General features: G+C 55.9%; 16 protein-coding genes. 6 read left to right on the top strand and 10 right to left on the bottom strand.

Features of this window, described 5'->3' with window-relative positions; all coding sequences use genetic code 11:
• Nucleotides 1–54: 54 nt before the first annotated feature.
• From WFN87_RS10815 to WFN87_RS10800, 4 genes are all read right to left on the bottom strand, one after another.
• Entirely contained in the window at nt 55–852 is a 798-nt protein-coding gene (locus WFN87_RS10815; protein ID WP_336981970.1) for a phosphate/phosphite/phosphonate ABC transporter substrate-binding protein, read from the bottom strand.
• Nucleotides 845–1852 carry a fatty acid desaturase gene (locus WFN87_RS10810; protein WP_336981972.1) on the bottom strand — a complete coding sequence of 336 codons (1008 nt, stop codon included), beginning with the start codon at nt 1850–1852 and terminating at the stop codon, nt 845–847. The genes WFN87_RS10815 and WFN87_RS10810 overlap by 8 nt, the downstream gene beginning before the upstream one ends.
• A 187-nt stretch (nt 1853–2039) precedes the next feature.
• A complete protein-coding gene (locus WFN87_RS10805; protein ID WP_336981974.1) occupies nt 2040–2459 on the bottom strand; it encodes a VOC family protein in 420 nt (139 codons plus the stop codon).
• 146 nt (nt 2460–2605) lie between these two features.
• Nucleotides 2606–2779 carry a YfgG family protein gene (locus WFN87_RS10800; protein WP_034809523.1) on the bottom strand — a complete coding sequence of 58 codons (174 nt, stop codon included), beginning with the start codon at nt 2777–2779 and terminating at the stop codon, nt 2606–2608.
• A gap of 356 nt (nt 2780–3135) precedes the next feature.
• Between WFN87_RS10800 and WFN87_RS10795 the strand changes: the two genes are divergently transcribed.
• Entirely contained in the window at nt 3136–5397 is a 2262-nt protein-coding gene (locus tag WFN87_RS10795) for an EAL domain-containing protein (RefSeq protein WP_336981977.1), read from the top strand.
• Between the two features lies 1 nt (nt 5398).
• Here WFN87_RS10795 and ppx read toward each other — a convergent pair whose 3' ends face one another.
• The 4 genes from ppx to purM all read right to left on the bottom strand — a co-directional run bounded on the left by ppx (nt 5399) and on the right by purM (nt 10873).
• Nucleotides 5399–6940, bottom strand: a complete 1542-nt coding sequence (ppx, locus tag WFN87_RS10790) for an exopolyphosphatase (protein WP_008459374.1) — start codon at nt 6938–6940, stop codon at nt 5399–5401.
• Between the two features lie 23 nt (nt 6941–6963).
• On the bottom strand, nt 6964–9024 hold the full coding sequence (gene ppk1 / locus WFN87_RS10785) for a polyphosphate kinase 1 (protein WP_336981980.1): 2061 nt from the start codon (nt 9022–9024) through the stop codon (nt 6964–6966).
• Nucleotides 9025–9197: 173 nt separating this feature from the next.
• Complete coding sequence (gene purN, locus WFN87_RS10780; protein WP_336981982.1) at nt 9198–9836, bottom strand: phosphoribosylglycinamide formyltransferase; 639 nt, start codon at nt 9834–9836, stop codon at nt 9198–9200.
• Nucleotides 9836–10873, bottom strand: a complete 1038-nt coding sequence (gene purM / locus WFN87_RS10775) for a phosphoribosylformylglycinamidine cyclo-ligase (RefSeq protein ID WP_166990532.1) — start codon at nt 10871–10873, stop codon at nt 9836–9838. Before purM ends, purN begins: the two co-directional genes overlap by 1 nt.
• Before the next feature lie 223 nt (nt 10874–11096).
• Between purM and upp the strand changes: the two genes are divergently transcribed.
• The 3 genes from upp to WFN87_RS10760 all read left to right on the top strand — a co-directional run bounded on the left by upp (nt 11097) and on the right by WFN87_RS10760 (nt 13894).
• Entirely contained in the window at nt 11097–11723 is a 627-nt protein-coding gene (upp, locus tag WFN87_RS10770; RefSeq protein ID WP_008459367.1) for a uracil phosphoribosyltransferase, read from the top strand.
• 85 nt (nt 11724–11808) lie between these two features.
• Nucleotides 11809–13095: a uracil permease gene (gene uraA, locus WFN87_RS10765; RefSeq protein WP_336981985.1), complete on the top strand. Its 1287-nt coding sequence runs from the start codon at nt 11809–11811 to the stop codon at nt 13093–13095.
• 97 nt (nt 13096–13192) lie between these two features.
• Entirely contained in the window at nt 13193–13894 is a 702-nt protein-coding gene (locus WFN87_RS10760) for a DnaA inactivator Hda (protein WP_213715630.1), read from the top strand.
• Nucleotides 13895–13925: 31 nt separating this feature from the next.
• On the opposite strand, the gene WFN87_RS10755 is transcribed toward WFN87_RS10760, so the two are convergent.
• Complete coding sequence (locus WFN87_RS10755) at nt 13926–15086, bottom strand: methionine aminotransferase (RefSeq protein ID WP_166990538.1); 1161 nt, start codon at nt 15084–15086, stop codon at nt 13926–13928.
• Between the two features lie 149 nt (nt 15087–15235).
• Here WFN87_RS10755 and mtnC point away from each other — a divergent pair, with 149 nt between their 5' ends.
• Both mtnC and WFN87_RS10745 read left to right on the top strand, forming a co-directional pair.
• On the top strand, nt 15236–15919 hold the full coding sequence (mtnC, locus tag WFN87_RS10750) for an acireductone synthase (RefSeq protein WP_336982128.1): 684 nt from the start codon (nt 15236–15238) through the stop codon (nt 15917–15919).
• A complete protein-coding gene (locus WFN87_RS10745; RefSeq protein ID WP_008459357.1) occupies nt 15916–16458 on the top strand; it encodes a 1,2-dihydroxy-3-keto-5-methylthiopentene dioxygenase in 543 nt (180 codons plus the stop codon). Before mtnC ends, WFN87_RS10745 begins: the two co-directional genes overlap by 4 nt.
• Before the next feature lie 103 nt (nt 16459–16561).
• On the opposite strand, the gene mtnA is transcribed toward WFN87_RS10745, so the two are convergent.
• The gene (gene mtnA, locus WFN87_RS10740; RefSeq protein ID WP_008459356.1) at nt 16562–17587 is read right to left on the bottom strand and encodes an S-methyl-5-thioribose-1-phosphate isomerase; all 1026 of its coding nucleotides are present in this window, start codon (nt 17585–17587) and stop codon (nt 16562–16564) included.
• Between the last annotated feature and the right edge of the window lie 95 nt (nt 17588–17682).

Here is a 17682-nt window from a genome sequence, read left to right as displayed (position 1 = left end):
GTTGGACGAAAAGCGAGGCATAATTCTCAGTGGGAGAAGTTAAAAACCAACCAGCTACAGCGTTACAAGTCCACTTGCCGCCGCTTTCTGTGCCGCATCGCTAATGGGCTGATAATCATCCCGGTGCGTCACGCTAAAATCTTTTATCAGTAACGCCTCCCTTACTTCTTGCCACTCAGGCTCGCTCACCAGCCGTTTCAACGCGCGGCGCAGCTGCGCCAGTTCCACGGCTGAAGTTTGCGCCGAGGTGATCATCGGTAAACCCGGTGCCAGCGCCGTTGTGCCGATAGAAACCAGGCCCGCAACGCGTTCCGGTTCGTGATGAGCAACCAGCGCGAGAGTGACTGCATCAATGGCGGCAATATCGCTCGTGCCGGCCTGCACCTCCGCCAGCGACTGGCGGTGGCTGCCGCTAAAGGCGATGTCTGAGAAGAACTTCCCGTCTTTTTGCAGCGGGGTAACCAGGCTGCGAAAGCCGTGATAGCCGGACTGGGAGTCGTCGCTGTTGCAGACGACGCGCTTGCCCCGGAAATCTGCCAGCGTTTTTGCCGCGTCGGCTTCACGCACAATCAGCTGGCTGCTGTAGTGAAACCCTTCGCAGCCTGCCGCCTGATAATGAAACGTACCGACGACCTGCACGTTAGGCAGCAGGACGCACAGGGGATAACCGCAGGTCTGGCTGAGCAGCAGCCGCGAGTCTTGCCAGTGGCTCAGACGATCTTCGGGTTCGCTATACATCAAACTGTCGCCGTCCAGCCCTTCTTCGCTCAGTAGCAGGCGCAAGGTGGCTAACAGCGCTTCGGTATCCGGGTGATGCACGTCGTACATCGGCAGCGAGATAAGCTTACTCATGGGCTTTCTCCTGCGGCACCGGCACCACGTCCTGCGCCAGGCGGCCGTCCGGGAAGAACGGGTTAATTTCCACCTGGATCGGCTTAATCAGATGCTCGCGCATCAGCTCGCCGTAACCGTTCACAAAGAAGCCCTGGTTCCGCTGCAGGTATTCCTCTTTATACGCGCGGTAAACGGTTGGCAGCCCGTACCACGGAATGCCGGGGAGATCGTGGTGCACTGAGTGATAGTTCAGATTCAAGAACAGCAGACGCCAGAACATGCCTGCTTCGTTAATCACCGTCCGGGCCTCGGGATCTTCCGCCGCGCGGTGTTCGAAGAAAGAGCGGACTTTGGTCATCGCCAGCATCGGCCAGGTGACGACCAGCAGGTAGTAAACCACCGAGAAATCATGCTTCACCAGCCAGCCGAGCACCGGGATAAGCAGCAGCAGATGTACCGTCCACATCGCCATCGCCGGGCGATTACCGCCGCGGAAAGTTTCCCAGATATTGATCGCCGTCCAGCGCATGGTCAGCACCGGCGTCAGCAGCAGCCTACCTGGGAAGGTGTTACGCAGGCGCACCAGCAAGCGCTGAACGCCGCTAAAATGCTGCCAGCGGCGGCGGGTAAAGTAGTAACTTTCCGGGTCAGTTTCCGGCACGGTCAGATCTTCATCCTGGTGATGTTTCAGATGCAGATCGCGATAAGTGCCGTACGGATACCAGATAGAAAAAGGGATCAGCCCGAACAGCTGGTTCAGGCGTGGGAAGCGCGTCGGGTGGCCGTGCAAAAGCTCATGCTGCAGCGACATATACCAGGTGGCTAACCAGATGAGCAGCAGCGTTGCCGGGAAGAGGCCAATGGTTTTCCACCACGCCACGGTGGCAAACCAGCCGCCGTAAATCGTGATAATCAGCAGCCAGGTGGGCAGTTCCGTGCGCCACAGCCACGAGCGCCGCAGTTTACTGACAAATTCCCGTTGTTCTTCATGTAAATAGACCGACGCTCTGCCACTCATTTAACTTATCACTGCCCGCAATTAATCGTTGATTTGAGCAGAGAGTAAATCGTCGCCGCTAAAGCCCATAGGAATATAAATAGCTATGCTTAGAACATAAAATGCTTAAACAGAAAGAGAGAATAAAGGCAGAGGTGCATAGCGGCATAACGACAGAAAAGGGCGGCTTTTGGTCGCCCTTCAGGCTTTACATTGACTCAATGCCAACCCGCTGGCCGTAGGAGAGTTCCAGCGTGTTACCGTCTGGATCGGCAAAGAACACGAAGTAACCCACCGGGTCGCCAAGCTGCTCTGGTTCTCTGCGCAGCACGCCTTCGGCTCTCGCTATTTCCGTCTTGCTATCAATTTCTTCTTTGGTTGCGCAGGCCACGCCCAGGTGACCAAAATTCCCCAGCGGCGTGTCGGTGTTGTTGTCTGCCTGCACCAGAACCAGCGCAAAAGGCCGAGTGCGATCGCTGAGCCAGGCCACCTTGCGTGCGTCCGGCAGGTTGGGTTCGCGCTGGTGAATCACTTTCATTGCGGTATAGCGGAGGTAGAAATCGACGCTTTTATCCAGATCCTTCACCATAAATGCGACGTGGGTAAAGCCGACATCAATCTGTTCCATAGTCTGCCCATTCAGCTGTTTTTGATGGCGTGACTTTACAACCTCAAGTTAACTTCAGGTCAAGGCGAGAGGCCAGCAAACGGGGCGCTTGAGCATTTTTGAACAAGTGGTAGGAAATTAAAAGAGCGCGAGGGGGAACCGACGGACTAGCGGTTAGCGCTGTCCACCTGCTGGCTGCTTTGTTGGGTTTCTGCTTTTTTATCCTGATGGTGGTACCAGGCTCCGATGGAGGAATAAATAAAGCGACCAAAAAAGAACAGAAAACTGATGAGCAGAATAATGCGGGTCATGCGATTATTAAAACGGTTTCGTCTTTGCATAGTCGTAACCTGTGTCACGCAGGGGTCCTTAAGATTGGCCCGGCGATGCGGGCGACGGGGCTATTTAGTCACACAGAACCACTCAGGTCAATTATTCATCATGTAAAAACGGCCTGAATGAATGATTCATGGGCATTTCATTCATGAGGTGAATTTGTTGTGAACTAATATGAATCATATTCAGTCTGAATTTTACCTCAGCGGTGATTCATTGAACTGATACTGATATGCATCAATTATTCTTAATGTTGGCGAACTAAAATTTGTCCCCCGCAGTGACGGAAGATGGGCCGTAACGAACCGGAAAGGATATCCGGAAGATACCCGAAGAGGAACAGGGATTTTGGCGAAGATGTATGCAACTGGCTAGCTGGTATAAACAATCAAAAAGTAAATGGTGGGCACTGCCCCTGATTCTCCCCAGCCTGCTGCTGCCGCTGGTGGCAACGTTTAACGCGCAGACGGTACTGGATGGCGGGCGAGTTTTCCTGCTTTACATGTCGCTCCCGCTGCTAACCGCTTGCATCGTACTGTTCGGGCGCGCGGCTATTCCGGGCATTGTTCTGGCATTGCTGATTCGCTATCTGCCCTCAGAAGGCGTGTGGATTTCGTTGCTGGCCGTCCTGCACTTTATCGTGCCGATTACGGTCAGTTCGTGCTGCTATCGCTATTTTGTGTCGCGACGCAGCGCGGTGACCTTCGGCCTGATTCAGCTCACCGCTCAGCGTATGTTTTGGCTGGTGCTGGTTAACGCCGGGCTATTTCTGGTGTTCTACGAGATAGCGTTATTTTTAGGCTGGTACGATCGCAGCTTTTCTATTCTGTCCGCCACGCCGTGGAGCGCCAGGACATTAATTAATTTCCAGGCCGTGCTGGTGGGGGGATTAACCGGGCTGCCGTTCTTCTATTTTATTTTAAGAATGATAGTGCACCCGCGCTTTATCAAAAGCTTCTGGTCCCGCATGCGGGGACAGCGGCAGAAGGGCGTGACGCGAAGTGAAATGCTGCTCTGGGCCGCGCTCATTGGCCTGCTTATTTGGCTGCTGCTGTACCCGATTAGCCAAAACAAAACGATTTTTAATACCGATTACACGCTGACGCTTATTCTGCCCGTTATGCTGTGGGGGGCGATGCGTTTTGGCTTCTTGTTTATTACCAACGCCTGGACCGTGGTACTGATTATTCTCTGCGGCGGGTTCCATAATTACCTGCCACCGGATATGGGCTTTCAGCTGCATTTGGCGATTGCGTCGTCCTGCTATGCGGTGTTTTCCATCACCATCTATTTAATGGCGGCGGTGACCACCCGACAGCGCTTCTTGCACTATAAAGCACGCCGCGTGGCGTTCATCGACCCGATGATGCAGATGCCGAATCTACGCGCGTTATCTCGCGACCTCGGGAACACGCCCTGGTCCGCGCTGGGATTTTTATCGATTCCCGAGCTGGAGCTGCTGGGGCGAAACTACGGCGTTTTGCTGCGCATTCAATACAAACAGCAGCTGGCGGAATATTTGCGCGGCCAGCTGTCGCCCGGCGAGAGGGTGTACAACCTTTCCGGGCACGATCTCGCCCTGCGCCTCAATTATGAATCTCATCAGGCTAAAATTGAGTCTCTGTACGCCCATGCCCGACGGTTCCGCTTTATGTGGGACGGGATGCCGCTGCAGCCGCAAATCGGCATCAGCTATTGCTTTGTGCGCCACCCGGTGTCCCATCTCTACTTATTGCTCGGCGAGTTAAGCACCATGGCCGGGGTATCGCTCTCTACGCAACAGCCCGAAAGCCTGCAGCAAAAAGGCTCCAATCACATTCAGAATGCGGTCAAACGAAAAGTTGAAATGATGAACCGCCTCCAGCATGCGCTCGATCAGGACCTGTTTGTGCTGATGGCGCAGCGTATTGAAGGGTTACGGGGTGACGCCTACTACGAGGTGCTGTTGCGGATGCGCGACGATAAAGGCGAACTGCTGTCACCGGATATCTTTTTGCCCGTCGCCCATGAATTTGGGCTTTCATCCCGCATTGACCGCTGGGTGCTGAATGCCGCCCTGCAGTTTATGGATAAGCACCGCGACAGTTTGCCGGGCTGCAGGCTCGCCATTAACCTGACGCCCGCTTCGGTGTGTCAGGCCCAGCTTCCGGGGGATGTGCAGCATTTGCTGGCGAAGTACCGTATTGAGCCGTGGCAGCTGGTTTTTGAAGTGACAGAAAGTCACTCTTTAACCAACCTTGAACAGGCCAATGTAACGTTGAAGATGCTGCAGCGCATGGGTTGCCGGGTGGCCATCGACGACTTTGGCACAGGCTATGCCAGCTATGCGCGCCTCAAGGAGCTGAGCGCCGACATCCTTAAAATTGACGGCAGCTTTATCCGCAATATTTTAACCAGCAGCCTGGATTACCAGGTGGTGAGCTCGATATGCCAGTTGGCAAGAATGAAGAAGATGCAGGTTGTGGCGGAATATGTCGAAACGCAGGCGCTGAAAGATGCCGTCCGGGCGATGGGCATAGATTATGTGCAGGGATATTTGATTGGTCGCCCTCAGCCGCTGGAGAGCCTTGCAGAAGAACAAAGCCCCTCTGCGCCGGAAGACGCAAAGGGGCTGATGGAGTAAATCAGGCGGAGAGCGCCGCTTCGGCCTCTTCTTCGATGGTCAGCTTCCAGCCGGTCATGCTTTCCCAATACAGCTGTTCACGCTCCAAATCCAGCTGAACCAGCGTGTTCTGGCTGAACCAGTCGTGCGGGAAGCGCAGCGTCCAGTGGTTGTCGTCGGTTTCCAGCACCAGCGTCGGCGGGGTGGTTGTCGCCTGGCGCTGGTTATTCAGCAGCGTGGCCAGACGAATCAGCTGAATCAGCGGCAGGAACTGTTTCTTTTTAAACAGCGTGAAGCGCGGTAGATCGTCCAGCTTAATGGCCTTGCGGTGGTAGCGCACCAGGGAAGCCATCAGCACCTGCTGCTCCTGGTTGAAGCCCGGCAGGTTGCTGTTTTGCAGAATGTAGGCCGAGTGGCGGTGCATCCCGCTGTGGTTGATGCCCAGCCCGACTTCATGCAGCATCGCGGCCCACTTCAGCAGCGCGGCCATCTGCGGGTTAGCCAGCTTGTGGTTCTGTTTTTCCCACTGCTGGTACAGCAGTTCAACGGTTTCCAGTACCCGACGAGCCTGATCGCTGTCGATGTGGTACTGCTCCGCCAGGCTTTGCGCGGTGCGAATGCGAATATCCTGATGGCGGAAGCGGCCTTCCATTTCGTACAGCACGCCTTCGCGCAGCGCACCGTCAGACAGGCGCAGTTCGCGGATGGCGAGCGCATCAAACACGCCGCAAAGAATGGCCAGCCCAGGCACAAACACCGCTTTACGCTCTTCGGACAGGCCCGGCAGGCTCAGGGCGTCGAAGGTTTTAAACTTCAGCACTTCCTGCTGGAGCATGTCCAGGCGTTCCGGGGTGATCATCCCGTCTTTTTCGCCCATCTCGATCAGCACTTCATGTGCCGCTTTAATGGAGCCAGAGGCGCCCATCGCGACTTTCCAGCCCTGCAGGCGATATTGCCAGGCAAGGGTTTCCAGTTTTTGGATAGCCGCCATGCGGGCGCGCTTGAAGTTTTCCGGGCTGATGACGCCGCCAGGGAAGAAGTTTTGTGCGAAGCTGACGCAGCCCATACGGCGACTTTCCACCAGCATTGGCTCAAAATCTTCGCCGATCACCAGCTCGGTGGAGCCCCCGCCGATATCAATCACCAGCTTGCGGCCTTTCTCCGGCTGGGTGTGTTCCACGCCCATAAAAATCAGACGGGCTTCTTCGTTCCCGGGAATGATTTCGATCGGGTAGGGGATCACTTTCTCCGCGCGTTTCAGAAACTCAGCGGCATTGGTGGCCTCGCGAAGCGAGTGGGTGCCCACAATGCACACGTTGTCTGCTGCAAATCCCTGCAGGCGTTCGGCAAACAGCGCCAGGCAGGAGAGCCCACGCTCCATGGCCTCCTCGCTTAATTTGTTATCGGGCCCGAGGCCATCCGCGAGGTGCACGCGCTGCTTCAGGCGGCCAATGATTTGCATGGCGCCATCCACCACACGGGCAATGACCATGTGGAAGCTGTTCGAGCCGAGGTCGACCGCAGCAAATTCCTGCGGCCGTGGAGCATGGTTTGATATCGGCATAATTTTATCTTCGCCTGAGAGCGTTAGTCAGGTTGTTCCAGAGTTTTAATATAATCGTAGATCGCCAGCTGCGAACGCACTTTCCGGCGGTTGCCGCGCGGCACATAGCGATTACTCAGTTCTTTGTCGATGATGCGCGCTTTCACCGTGTCGTTCAGCTGGATATCAATGATATCGAGCATACGCTGCTTCAGGCGCGGATCGAGGACCGGGACGGCCACTTCAATGCGGTAGTCGATGTTACGGGTCATCCAGTCGGCTGAGGAGAGGAAGACTTTTTTATCGCCACCGTTTTCAAAAATATAGACCCGGTCGTGCTCGAGGTAGCGGTCAACGATACTCTGCACGCGGATATTATCGCTGATCCCGTCGAGTTCTGGAATCAGCGAACACATGCCGCGTATCAGCAGGTTCACCTTCACGCCCGCGCTGGAGGCCGCATAAAGTCTGTCCACCAGGCCTTTGTCTACCAGGTTATTCAGCTTCAGCGTGATCCCGGCAGTCTGCCCGTTCTGGGCATTTTTGATTTCGCGATCGACCAAATCGTACAGCAGGCGACGCGAGTTCTGCGGCGACACCAGCAGATAGTCGAAGGTCACCGGGCGGTACGGATTTTCGATAAAGTTGAACACGCGACGCACTTCGTTGGTGATGCGAGCATCGGCGGTTAACAGGGAATAGTCCGTGTAGAGACGGGCAGTTTTCTCGTTAAAGTTACCGGTCCCAATATGCGCATAACGCACAATCTCTTCGCCTTCCATGCGGGAAATAAGGAACAGCTTGGCGTGAATTTTCAGCCCCGGCGCGGAGAAGATAACGTGCACACCCGCCTCGGTAAGGCGCTTCGCCCAGTGGATATTCGCTTCTTCGTCAAAACGTGCCTGCAGCTCGACCACCACGGTGACTTTCTTGCCGTTATGGGCGGCGTGGATCATGGCGTCAATAATGCGTGAGTCTTTCGCCACTCGGTAGATATTGATTTTAATCGCCAGCACGCTTGGATCGAAGGAGGCCTGGCGCAGCAGCTCAAGGACGTGTTCGAAGGTGTGGTACGGGTAGTAAAGCAGGACGTCACGCTCGCGGATGGCGTCGAACCCGTTACGGAATTTATCGAACCAGATATGGCGCAGGCGCGGCAGCGGCTTGTTCACCAGGTTAGCTTTCCCGACGTTCGGGAAGCCAATAAAGTCTTTAAAGTTGTGGTAGCGTCCGCCGGGAATGATCGAGTCGTAGTTGGAAATGGTCAGCTTGTCGCGCAGCATCTCCACCATCGCATCCGGCATATCGCGCTGATAAACAAAGCGCACCGGCTCGGCGGTCAGACGCTGTTTCAGGCTGGAGGACATCAGTTCCAGCAGGCTGGATTCCATTTCGGTAACCAGGTCGTACTCGGCGTCACGCGTCATCTTCATTGAATAGGCGTTGAGCGCGTCGTAATCGAAGAACCCTTTGAAGATCTCGTCCAGGCAGTAGCGCAGGATGTTATCCAGCAGGATCATCGGCTTGCGGCGACGGGGTGCTTCCGGCGGCAGGTTCACAAACCGCGGCACTTTGTCAGACGGGATCTCCAGCAGCGCGTAGCGAATGCTGTCCCCACGAATGATTTCGACCGCCAGGTAGGTGTAATCGTCCTTCAGGAACTGCACCAGGTCGGTATCGCGGTTGATCAAAATCGGCGTGATGTGCGGGCGAAGCTGATGCTTGAAGTAGCTGCGCAGCCAGCTTTGCTGATTTTCGGAAAGCTGACGTTCGTTAATCAGGAAGATTTGGTTGCGGGCCATTTCCAGCAGCAGCTCGTTATACAGGCTGTCAAATTCCTGATCGGCCTTCAGCACCCGAGCCTGAATCTTGTTCAGCAGGTGGCGCTGGTTGGAAGGAGAACCCTGTTCTTCACTGATTAAAATGCGGCGCTTCAGTTCGGCGAAACGCACTTTATAGAATTCATCGAGGTTATTGGAATAGATGCCGAGAAAACGCATCCTTTCAATCAACGGGTTGAGCTTGTCCGCCGCTTCCTGCAGAACGCGTTCGTTAAAAGACAACCAGCTCAGTTCTTTTTCGATATACAGCTTATCCTGACCCATTAGTCCTCACACTCCGTTTTCGTGGACGTGGCAATGCCGTCACCGTCACGTCAGTTATTATGGCGAGCTTTAGCGGAGAATGTCCAACTATGCAGATGAAACTCTCTCATCTGACCATGACAACTTTATGAGAGACAGACACAAAAAAAGGGCCTAAGCCCTTTTTAGTTAAATTATTCTGCTGCATGTCCCTGCGGGGGCAGCTGCACGCCATCAAGCCAGGCGGCGTTTTGGCGCATTTTTAGTCGATCGTCGAGGAACCAGCTGACGACCAGCGGGTAAATCGCGTGTTCCTGGTGCTGAACGCGGGCGGTGATTTCGTCCTCATCATCCCCTTCAAATACCGGCACTTTGGCCTGCAAAATGACCGGGCCGCCGTCCAGTTCGTCAGTGACAAAATGCACGGAGGTGCCGTGATCTTCATCGCCGTTTTCCAGCACCTGGCGGTGGGTATGCAGACCGGGATATTTCGGCAGCAGGGAAGGGTGAATGTTGAGTAAACGACCGCTGTAGCGCGCCACAAAGGCCGGGCTGAGAATGCGCATATAACCCGCCAGCACCACGACGTCCGGCGCGTAGGCGTCAATCTCCTGCATCAGCTGGCGATCGAACGCCTCGCGGCTGGCAAACTCGCTTGCCGCCAGCGCGTGGGTCGGGATCCCGGCTTCGCGGGCTCGCTCAAGGCCGAACGCGTCGGCCTTATTGCTGAACACCGCGCTGATGGTGCCGTTAATCTTCTTCTGCTGGCAGGCGTCAATGATTGCCTGCAGATTGCTTCCGTTACCGGAAATCAGCACCACAATGTGTTTCATTACTCAATAACCACGCGCTCTTCGGAATCAGATGCCTTGATGATACCGATTTTCCACGCTTTTTCACCTTTGGCCTGCATCAGCGCAACGGCTTTATCCGCTTCTGCCGCCGGCAGCGCAATGACCATGCCCACGCCGCAGTTAAAGGTGCGGTACATTTCGTGGCGGCTGATGTTGCCGGCCTGCTGCAGCCAGTTGAAGACGGCTGGCCACTGCCAGGAAGATTCGGTGATAACGGCCTGGGTGTTGTCCGGCAGTACGCGCGGAATGTTTTCCCAGAAGCCGCCGCCGGTCAGGTGGGCGATGGCGTGAACATCCACATTTTCAATCAGCTCAAGGATGTTTTTCACGTAAATGCGGGTTGGCTCGAGCAGGTGATCCGCCAGAGGTTTCCCTTCCAGTTCGGTGGTCAGCGGGTCGGTGCCGCTCACTTCCAGCACTTTGCGCACCAGCGAGTAGCCGTTGGAGTGCGGGCCGCTTGAACCCAGCGCAATCAGGACATCGCCATCGGCAACTTTAGACCCGTCGATTATTTCAGACTTCTCAACCACGCCCACGCAGAACCCGGCCACGTCGTAGTCTTCCCCGTGGTACATGCCTGGCATTTCAGCGGTTTCACCGCCAACCAGCGAGCAGCCTGACTGCAGGCAGCCTTCGGCGATGCCGGTGATAACGCTGGCGGCAGTATCCACGTCCAGCTTGCCGGTGGCGTAGTAGTCGAGGAAGAACAGCGGCTCGGCGCCCTGAACCACCAGGTCGTTCACGCACATGGCGACCAGGTCAATGCCGATCGCGTCGTGGCGTTTTAAATCCATGGCCAGACGCAGCTTGGTCCCCACACCGTCGGTGCCGGAAACCAGAATCGGTTCGCGATATTTCTGAGGCAACGCGCACAGCGCACCGAAACCGCCCAGGCCACCCATCACTTCCGGGCGGCGGGTCTTTTTCACTACGCCTTTAATTCTGTCGACCAGAGCGTTACCAGCATCAATATCTACACCGGCATCTTTATAGCTGAGAGAGGTTTTATCGGTCACTGCTCGTTCCCCACGGGTGGTATATAAGAAAAACGCGGCAATTCTAACAGTGGAGGCAAACGTTTGCGAGCCTCTTGTCATCGGCAAGAAAAGAATTCCTGAGATAGACTCAATCCAGTCCGGTTGATCTCGATCATCCCATTAGCTGTAGCGCAGCGGCAAAAAAGCGGTATAATCCGGCGATTTTTTTTGTGGTAGCCAACTATCTCGGGGGAGAAAGAGTATGAAGATCGTGGAAGTGAAACACCCACTCGTCAAACACAAGCTGGGCCTGATGCGCGAGCAAGACATCAGCACCAAGCGCTTTCGTGAACTCGCCTCTGAAGTAGGCAGCCTGCTTACTTATGAAGCCACTGCGGACCTGGAAACCGAGAAAGTCACCATCGAAGGCTGGAACGGCCCGGTGGAAGTCGACCAGATCAAAGGCAAAAAAATTACCGTTGTGCCAATTCTGCGTGCTGGCCTTGGCATGATGGAAGGCGTTCTGGAAAACGTACCCAGCGCGCGTATCAGCGTCGTTGGCGTTTACCGCGATGAAGAAACCCTGCAGCCGGTACCTTACTTCCAGAAGCTGGTTTCTAATATAGAAGAACGTATGGCGCTGGTGGTTGACCCGATGCTGGCGACCGGCGGTTCTATGATTGCCACCATCGACCTGCTGAAAAAAGCGGGTTGTACCAGCATTAAGGTACTGGTGCTGGTTGCCGCGCCGGAAGGCATCGCCGCGCTGGAAAAAGCGCACCCGGACGTGGAGCTGTACACCGCTTCTATCGATCAGGGTCTCAACGAGCACGGGTACATTATTCCTGGCCTCGGTGATGCGGGCGATAAGATATTCGGAACAAAATAAGATTCATCAGCCGACTTTGAAAGTCGGCTTTTTTTTGATTGAAGCAAACACCGTTCGTTAAAAATAACACTTAGAGGAAAACAACATGACCCGCCGCGCCATTGGGGTAAGTGAACGCCCGCCCTTACTGCAAACGATTCCGTTGAGCCTGCAGCATCTGTTCGCCATGTTCGGCGCAACCGTGCTGGTGCCGATCCTGTTCCACATCAACCCGGCCACGGTGCTGCTGTTTAACGGCATTGGCACCTTGCTTTATCTGTTCATCTGTAAAGGCAAAATCCCGGCGTATCTGGGGTCCAGCTTCGCGTTTATCTCTCCGGTATTGCTGCTGCTGCCGCTGGGGTATGAAGTAGCCCTCGGCGGATTTATCATGTGCGGCCTGCTGTTCTGCATCGTGGCGCTGATTGTGAAAAAAGCCGGTACCGGCTGGCTGGACGTGATGTTCCCTCCGGCGGCGATGGGTGCGATTGTTGCGGTTATTGGTCTTGAGCTGGCGGGCGTGGCGGCTAACATGGCCGGACTGTTGCCTGCGGATGGCGCATCCCCGGATTCCACCACCATTATTATCTCGCTGGTGACGCTGGCGGTCACGGTGTTTGGTTCCGTGCTGTTCCGTGGTTTTATGGCCATTATCCCGATTCTCATCGGCGTGCTGGCGGGTTACGCGCTCTCCTTCGCCATGGGCGTGGTAGACGTGACGCCCATCCGCGAAGCGCACTGGTTCGCGCTGCCAACCTTCTATACGCCTCGCTTTGAATGGTTCGCTATCTTCACCATTCTGCCTGCGGCGCTGGTGGTTATTGCCGAACACGTGGGTCACCTTGTGGTGACCGCGAATATCGTGAAAAAAGACCTGATTCGTGACCCGGGCCTGCACCGTTCGATGTTTGCCAACGGCATTTCAACCGTGTTCTCCGGCTTCTTCGGCTCCACGCCAAACACCACCTACGGTGAGAACATCGGCGTTATGGCGATCACCCGCGTGTACTCGACCTGGGTTATCGGCGGTGCGGCAATTATCGCCATTCTGCTTTCCTGTGTCGGCAAACTGGCGGCGGCGATTCAAATCATTCCGGTGCCGGTGATGGGCGGTGTTTCTCTGTTGCTGTACGGAGTGATCGGCGCCTCCGGTATTCGCGTGCTGATCGAATCCAAAGTGGATTACAGCAAAGCGCAAAACCTGATCCTGACCTCCGTGATCCTGATCATCGGGGTGAGCGGGGCGAAGGTGCACATTGGTGCGGCAGAGCTGAAAGGCATGGCGCTGGCGACCATCGTCGGCGTGGGCCTGAGCCTTATTTTCAAACTTATCAGCATACTGCGCCCGGAAGAAGTCGTGCTTGACGCGAAAGACAACGACGCGCAGGCCTGATCGTTTCCTCGCCGGGCGGATCCTCGCCCGGTTCTAAACCTCAGCCATTCTGTGTTAGACTCGTTTCGATTTTCTGCCTGTTATGGTTGAGGTACTTCTGAATACGCCGGCACAGCTCTCACTGCCACTCTATCTTCCCGACGACGAAACCTTTGCGAGTTTCTGGCCGGGTGACAACCCTTCTTTATTAGCCGCCCTGCAGGCGGTACTCCGTCAGGATCACAGCGGGTACATCTATTTCTGGTCGCGTGAAGGCGGCGGGCGCAGCCATTTGCTGCATGCGGCCTGCGCAGAGCTTTCCCAGCGCGGTGAAGCCGTGGGCTATGTGCCGCTGGATAAGCGCACCTGGTTTGTGCCGGAAGTGCTCGACGGGATGGAGCAGCTGTCGCTGGTTTGCATCGACAATATCGAATGCGTGGCCGGGGATGAGCCGTGGGAAATGGCGATCTTCAATCTTTATAATCGCATTCTGGAATCCGGGAAAACGCGCCTGCTGATCACAGGTGACAGGCCACCTCGCCAGCTCAATCTGCAGTTGCCTGACCTGGCTTCCCGTCTCGATTGGGGGCAAATTTACAAGCTTCAGCCGCTTTCCGATGACGACAAGCTGCAGGCGCTGCAGCTGCGCTCCCGGTTGCGGGGGTTTGAGCTGCCGGAAGACGTGGGGCGTTTCCTGTTAAAACGCCTCGATCGCGAAATGCGAACCCTGTTTATGACGCTCGATCAGCTCGATCACGCCTCGATTACCGCCCAGCGCAAACTCACTATTCCGTTCGTCAAAGAGATCCTCAGCCTGTAGTTTTCCCCGTCCGCCGACGGGGAATGTCGCGTTATACCTGGCGTAATCTTTCTGCCGCAGCGTCCAGCGTCGCTTCCTGCTTAGCAAAGCACAGGCGAATCAGCTTGTGCGGGAAAGCATCCGCGCAGAACACAGACAGCGGAATTGCCGCCACACCTACTTCTTTGGTCAGCCACTGGCAGAAACTCACGTCGTCGAGATCGGAGATTGCGCTGTAGTCGGCCAGCAGGAAGTAAGTCCCTTCGCAGGGCAGAATTTCAAACCGGCTGTCCGCCAGCGCTTCAACAAAGCGGTCGCGGCGCGCGCGGTAAAACTCCGGCAGTTCACGATAATGTTCCGGTTCGGCACGCAGCATGTCGGCAATCGCAAGCTGCGCCGGGGTATTCACCGCGAACGTCAGGTACTGGTGAACTTTACGCAGCTCCGCACTGATGGCCGCCGGTGCCACGCAGTAGCCCACTTTCCAGCCCGTCATATGGAACGTTTTGCCGAAAGAGGACACAGAGATAGCGCGCTCGCGCAGCTGCGGGTGGGCCAGCACGCTGGCGTGGCCTTCTTCGTCGAAGCAGATATGCTCGTACACTTCGTCGCTCAGCACGTAGACTTCGTGCTGCGCAATGGCCTGCCACAGCGCGGTAAAATCACTTTTGCGCCAGACGGTAGCGGAGGGGTTGTGCGGCGTGTTAAGAATGACGAGGCGAGTTTTGTCGCTCAGCAGGGCAGCAAATTCTTGCCAGTCGACGCGGAAGTGCGGCGGCTGGAGAGCAATACGTTTCAGAATGCCGCCGGAAAGCGTCACGGCTGGGGCATAGCTGTCATAGCTTGGGTCAAAGCAAATCACTTCATCGCCCGGACGAACCAGCGCGGTGATGGCGGCATAAAGCGCTTCGGTGGCGCCAGCGGTGACCGTAATATCAGTATTGGCATCCGGCTTGTGGCCGTACAGCGCTTCGGTTTTCTCGGCGATGGCTTCGCGCAGGGCTGGAACGCCGGTCATCGGTGCATACTGGTTTGCGCCCTGGCTGACGTGAAACGCCAGGCGTTCCTGCAGGTAGCGCGGGCCGTCAAAATCCGGGAATCCCTGGGAAAGGTTAATCGCATTGTGCTGCTGCGCGAGGGCGCTCATTTGCGTGAAAATAGTGGTGCCGAGCGCCGGCAGTTTGCTTTCTGGAATCAAAGGGGAGTGGCTCATTATTCTTCGACCTTAACGTGGTGCGTGTGTTTCCCTGTGTTGCCGGGACTATAACACGATGTTAAGATTTAGCAATCAAGACGCTTAGACGTCTAAATAATAATGACCTCAGTTGCCAACATAACGCAGCGTTAACGGCTGGAGAGATGATGATTCGCGCCATTGTTACCGATATTGAAGGCACCACCAGCGACATTCGCTTTGTGCACAACATCCTGTTCCCGTATGCCCGCGAACGCCTCGCGGGTTTTGTTCGCGAGCAGCAAAATGAAATAGCCCCAATACTCAACGACCTGCGGGCGGAAATTAATGAACCGCAGGCGGATATTGAACGGCTGATTGAGACGTTGTTTAGCTTCATGGATGTAGATCGTAAATCTACCGCGCTAAAAGCGCTGCAGGGCCTTATCTGGCGGGATGGCTACGTGAATGGAGACTTCACCGGCCATCTCTTTGATGACGTTCTGCCCGCGCTCAAGGCCTGGAAACAGCAGGGTATTGCCCTGTATGTCTATTCATCCGGCTCGGTGGCGGCGCAGAAGCTGCTTTTTGGCTACAGCGACGCCGGGAATATTACTGAGTTGTTCAGCGGCTATTTTGATACCCACGTAGGGGCCAAGCGTGAAGCGCAGTCCTACCGCAACATCGCGGCGGAGATCGGCGTGGCACCTGAGTCGCTGCTGTTCTTGTCAGATATTCACCAGGAGCTGGATGCTGCACGGGAAGGCGGTTGGCAAACCGTGCAGCTTATTCGCGGCGAGGCGGATGACGTCAGCCGCCATCGCCAGGTAAACCGTTTCGACCACATTAATCTGGAGTCGTTTTCTTCATGAGCGCATTGACCATTTTTACCGATACCGAAGCAAAGGAGCCGGTATGGCACAGCACGGACGCGCAAGAAATTCGCGAGCAGTTGAACGCCAAAGACGTGCGTTTTGAACGCTGGGAAGCGAACCAGGATTTAGGCAACGACCCAACGCCGGAAACGGTGATCCACGCTTATCAGCATGCTATCGACAAGCTGGTGGCGGAGAAGGGCTATCAGAGTTGGGATGTGATCAGCCTGCGGGCGGACAACCCGCAGAAAGACGTGCTGCGGACTAAATTCCTGTCTGAACATACCCACGGCGAAGATGAAGTACGTTTCTTCGTCGAAGGCGCGGGGCTGTTCTGCCTGCATCTGGACGACAAGGTGTATCAGATCCTCTGCGAGAAGAACGACCTGATTTCCGTCCCGGCCGGGACACCGCACTGGTTTGATATGGGGTCCGAGCCGCATTTCACCGCGATTCGTATTTTTGATAACCCGGAAGGCTGGGTGGCGCACTTTACCGGCGATGCGATTGCGGATGCTTATCCACGCTTGCCGTAGGCTGTGATTGACCCTCTCCTGCCAAAGGAGAGGGGGAAAATTGCGAATCTGTAGTGCGTTCTATTCCTTCTCCCCTTTGGGGAGAAGGTCAGAATGAGGGGCATTATTTCTTCGGTAAAAATACCCCATCCCGAACCTGTTCCGGCGTCACCACGCCCGTATCCAAAATCCAGCCGCTAATCAACTCTGCCGGGGTAACGTCAAACGCCGGGTTATACACGCTTGCGTTGTCTGGCGCCCACTGCACGCTGCCAAAGCTGCCCGCCACGCCGGTCACTTCACTGGCGGCACGCTGCTCAATCGGAATGGCTTCGCCGTTCGGACAATTTCTGTCGAGCGTGGTATGAGGCGCGGCAACGTAGAATGGAATGCCGTGGTAATGCGCCAGCACGGCCAGGCTGTAGGTGCCGATCTTATTGGCCACGTCACCGTTCGCGGCGATGCGGTCCGCGCCCACCCAGATGGCGTCCACCTGCTTTTTCGCCATCAGGCTGGCGGCCATGGAATCGCAAATCAGCTGGTAAGGAATACCCAGCTCCCCTAATTCCCACGCCGTTAGCCTGCCGCCCTGCAGCAGCGGGCGGGTTTCGTCCACCCAAACGCTGGCGACGTTCCCTTCGTTAAATGCCCGCTGAATAACGCCCAGCGCGGTGCCGACGCCTGCGGTAGCCAGCCCGCCGGTATTGCAGTGGGTCAGCAGGCGGCTACCGGGTTTAACCAGCGCCGCGCCCGCCTGGGCGATGTTATCGCACAGCACTTTATCTTCTGCCACCAGCCGCAGCGCCTCTTCTTCGAGCGCAGCCACAACATTTTCCTGAGCCAGCGCCTGCTTCATACGGTCGAGGTTATTCATCAGGTTTACCGCCGTCGGGCGGGACGCCCGCAGGGTTTCCAGGGCTTCAGCGAGCTGAGCTTTTGTCAGCCCTTGCTCCGCCAACAGCGCCAGCAGCAGGCTGGCGGAAAGGCCGATGAGCGGCGCGCCGCGTACGCTGAGGGCGTGAATATGCGCGACCAGCTGTGACACGGTGTGCGCCGGGAGCCAGTTTTTCTGCTGCGGCAGCGCCTGCTGATCAAGGATCCAAAGCTGGTTATCACGCACTTCCAGGCTGGTGGTTTTTAAATTATGCATTCGTGTTAATTCCATGTTGCGTTGTTGCGGTATATTGTGCCAACATGACTTCCAGATGTATAGACGTCCAAACGTCTTAATTGACTTTATTTTCT

It is taken from the genome of Cedecea sp. AS113 (assembly GCF_037152415.1).
GTDB lineage: Bacteria > Pseudomonadota > Gammaproteobacteria > Enterobacterales > Enterobacteriaceae > Cedecea.
Note: the sequence above shows the minus strand (reverse complement) of the source record. Positions and strands in the feature narration are given on the sequence as shown.

Bases quoted from the DNA above. Each gene is read 5' to 3' on its own strand.
- WFN87_RS10800 (WP_034809523.1), bottom strand. From the start codon at position 2,779: ATGCAAAGACGAAACCGTTTTAATAATCGCATGACCCGCATTATTCTG.
- WFN87_RS10745 (WP_008459357.1), top strand. From the start codon at position 15,916: ATGAGCGCATTGACCATTTTTACCGATACCGAAGCAAAGGAGCCGGTA.
- WFN87_RS10815 (WP_336981970.1), bottom strand. From the start codon at position 852: ATGAGTAAGCTTATCTCGCTGCCGATGTACGACGTGCATCACCCGGAT.
- mtnA (WP_008459356.1), bottom strand. From the start codon at position 17,587: ATGCATAATTTAAAAACCACCAGCCTGGAAGTGCGTGATAACCAGCTT.
- WFN87_RS10805 (WP_336981974.1), bottom strand. From the start codon at position 2,459: ATGGAACAGATTGATGTCGGCTTTACCCACGTCGCATTTATGGTGAAG.
- ppk1 (WP_336981980.1), bottom strand. From the start codon at position 9,024: ATGGGTCAGGATAAGCTGTATATCGAAAAAGAACTGAGCTGGTTGTCT.
- purN (WP_336981982.1), bottom strand. From the start codon at position 9,836: ATGAAACACATTGTGGTGCTGATTTCCGGTAACGGAAGCAATCTGCAG.
- uraA (WP_336981985.1), top strand. From the start codon at position 11,809: ATGACCCGCCGCGCCATTGGGGTAAGTGAACGCCCGCCCTTACTGCAA.
- mtnC (WP_336982128.1), top strand. From the start codon at position 15,236: ATGATTCGCGCCATTGTTACCGATATTGAAGGCACCACCAGCGACATT.
- WFN87_RS10795 (WP_336981977.1), top strand. From the start codon at position 3,136: ATGCAACTGGCTAGCTGGTATAAACAATCAAAAAGTAAATGGTGGGCA.
- upp (WP_008459367.1), top strand. From the start codon at position 11,097: ATGAAGATCGTGGAAGTGAAACACCCACTCGTCAAACACAAGCTGGGC.
- WFN87_RS10755 (WP_166990538.1), bottom strand. From the start codon at position 15,086: ATGAGCCACTCCCCTTTGATTCCAGAAAGCAAACTGCCGGCGCTCGGC.
- WFN87_RS10810 (WP_336981972.1), bottom strand. From the start codon at position 1,852: ATGAGTGGCAGAGCGTCGGTCTATTTACATGAAGAACAACGGGAATTT.
- ppx (WP_008459374.1), bottom strand. From the start codon at position 6,940: ATGCCGATATCAAACCATGCTCCACGGCCGCAGGAATTTGCTGCGGTC.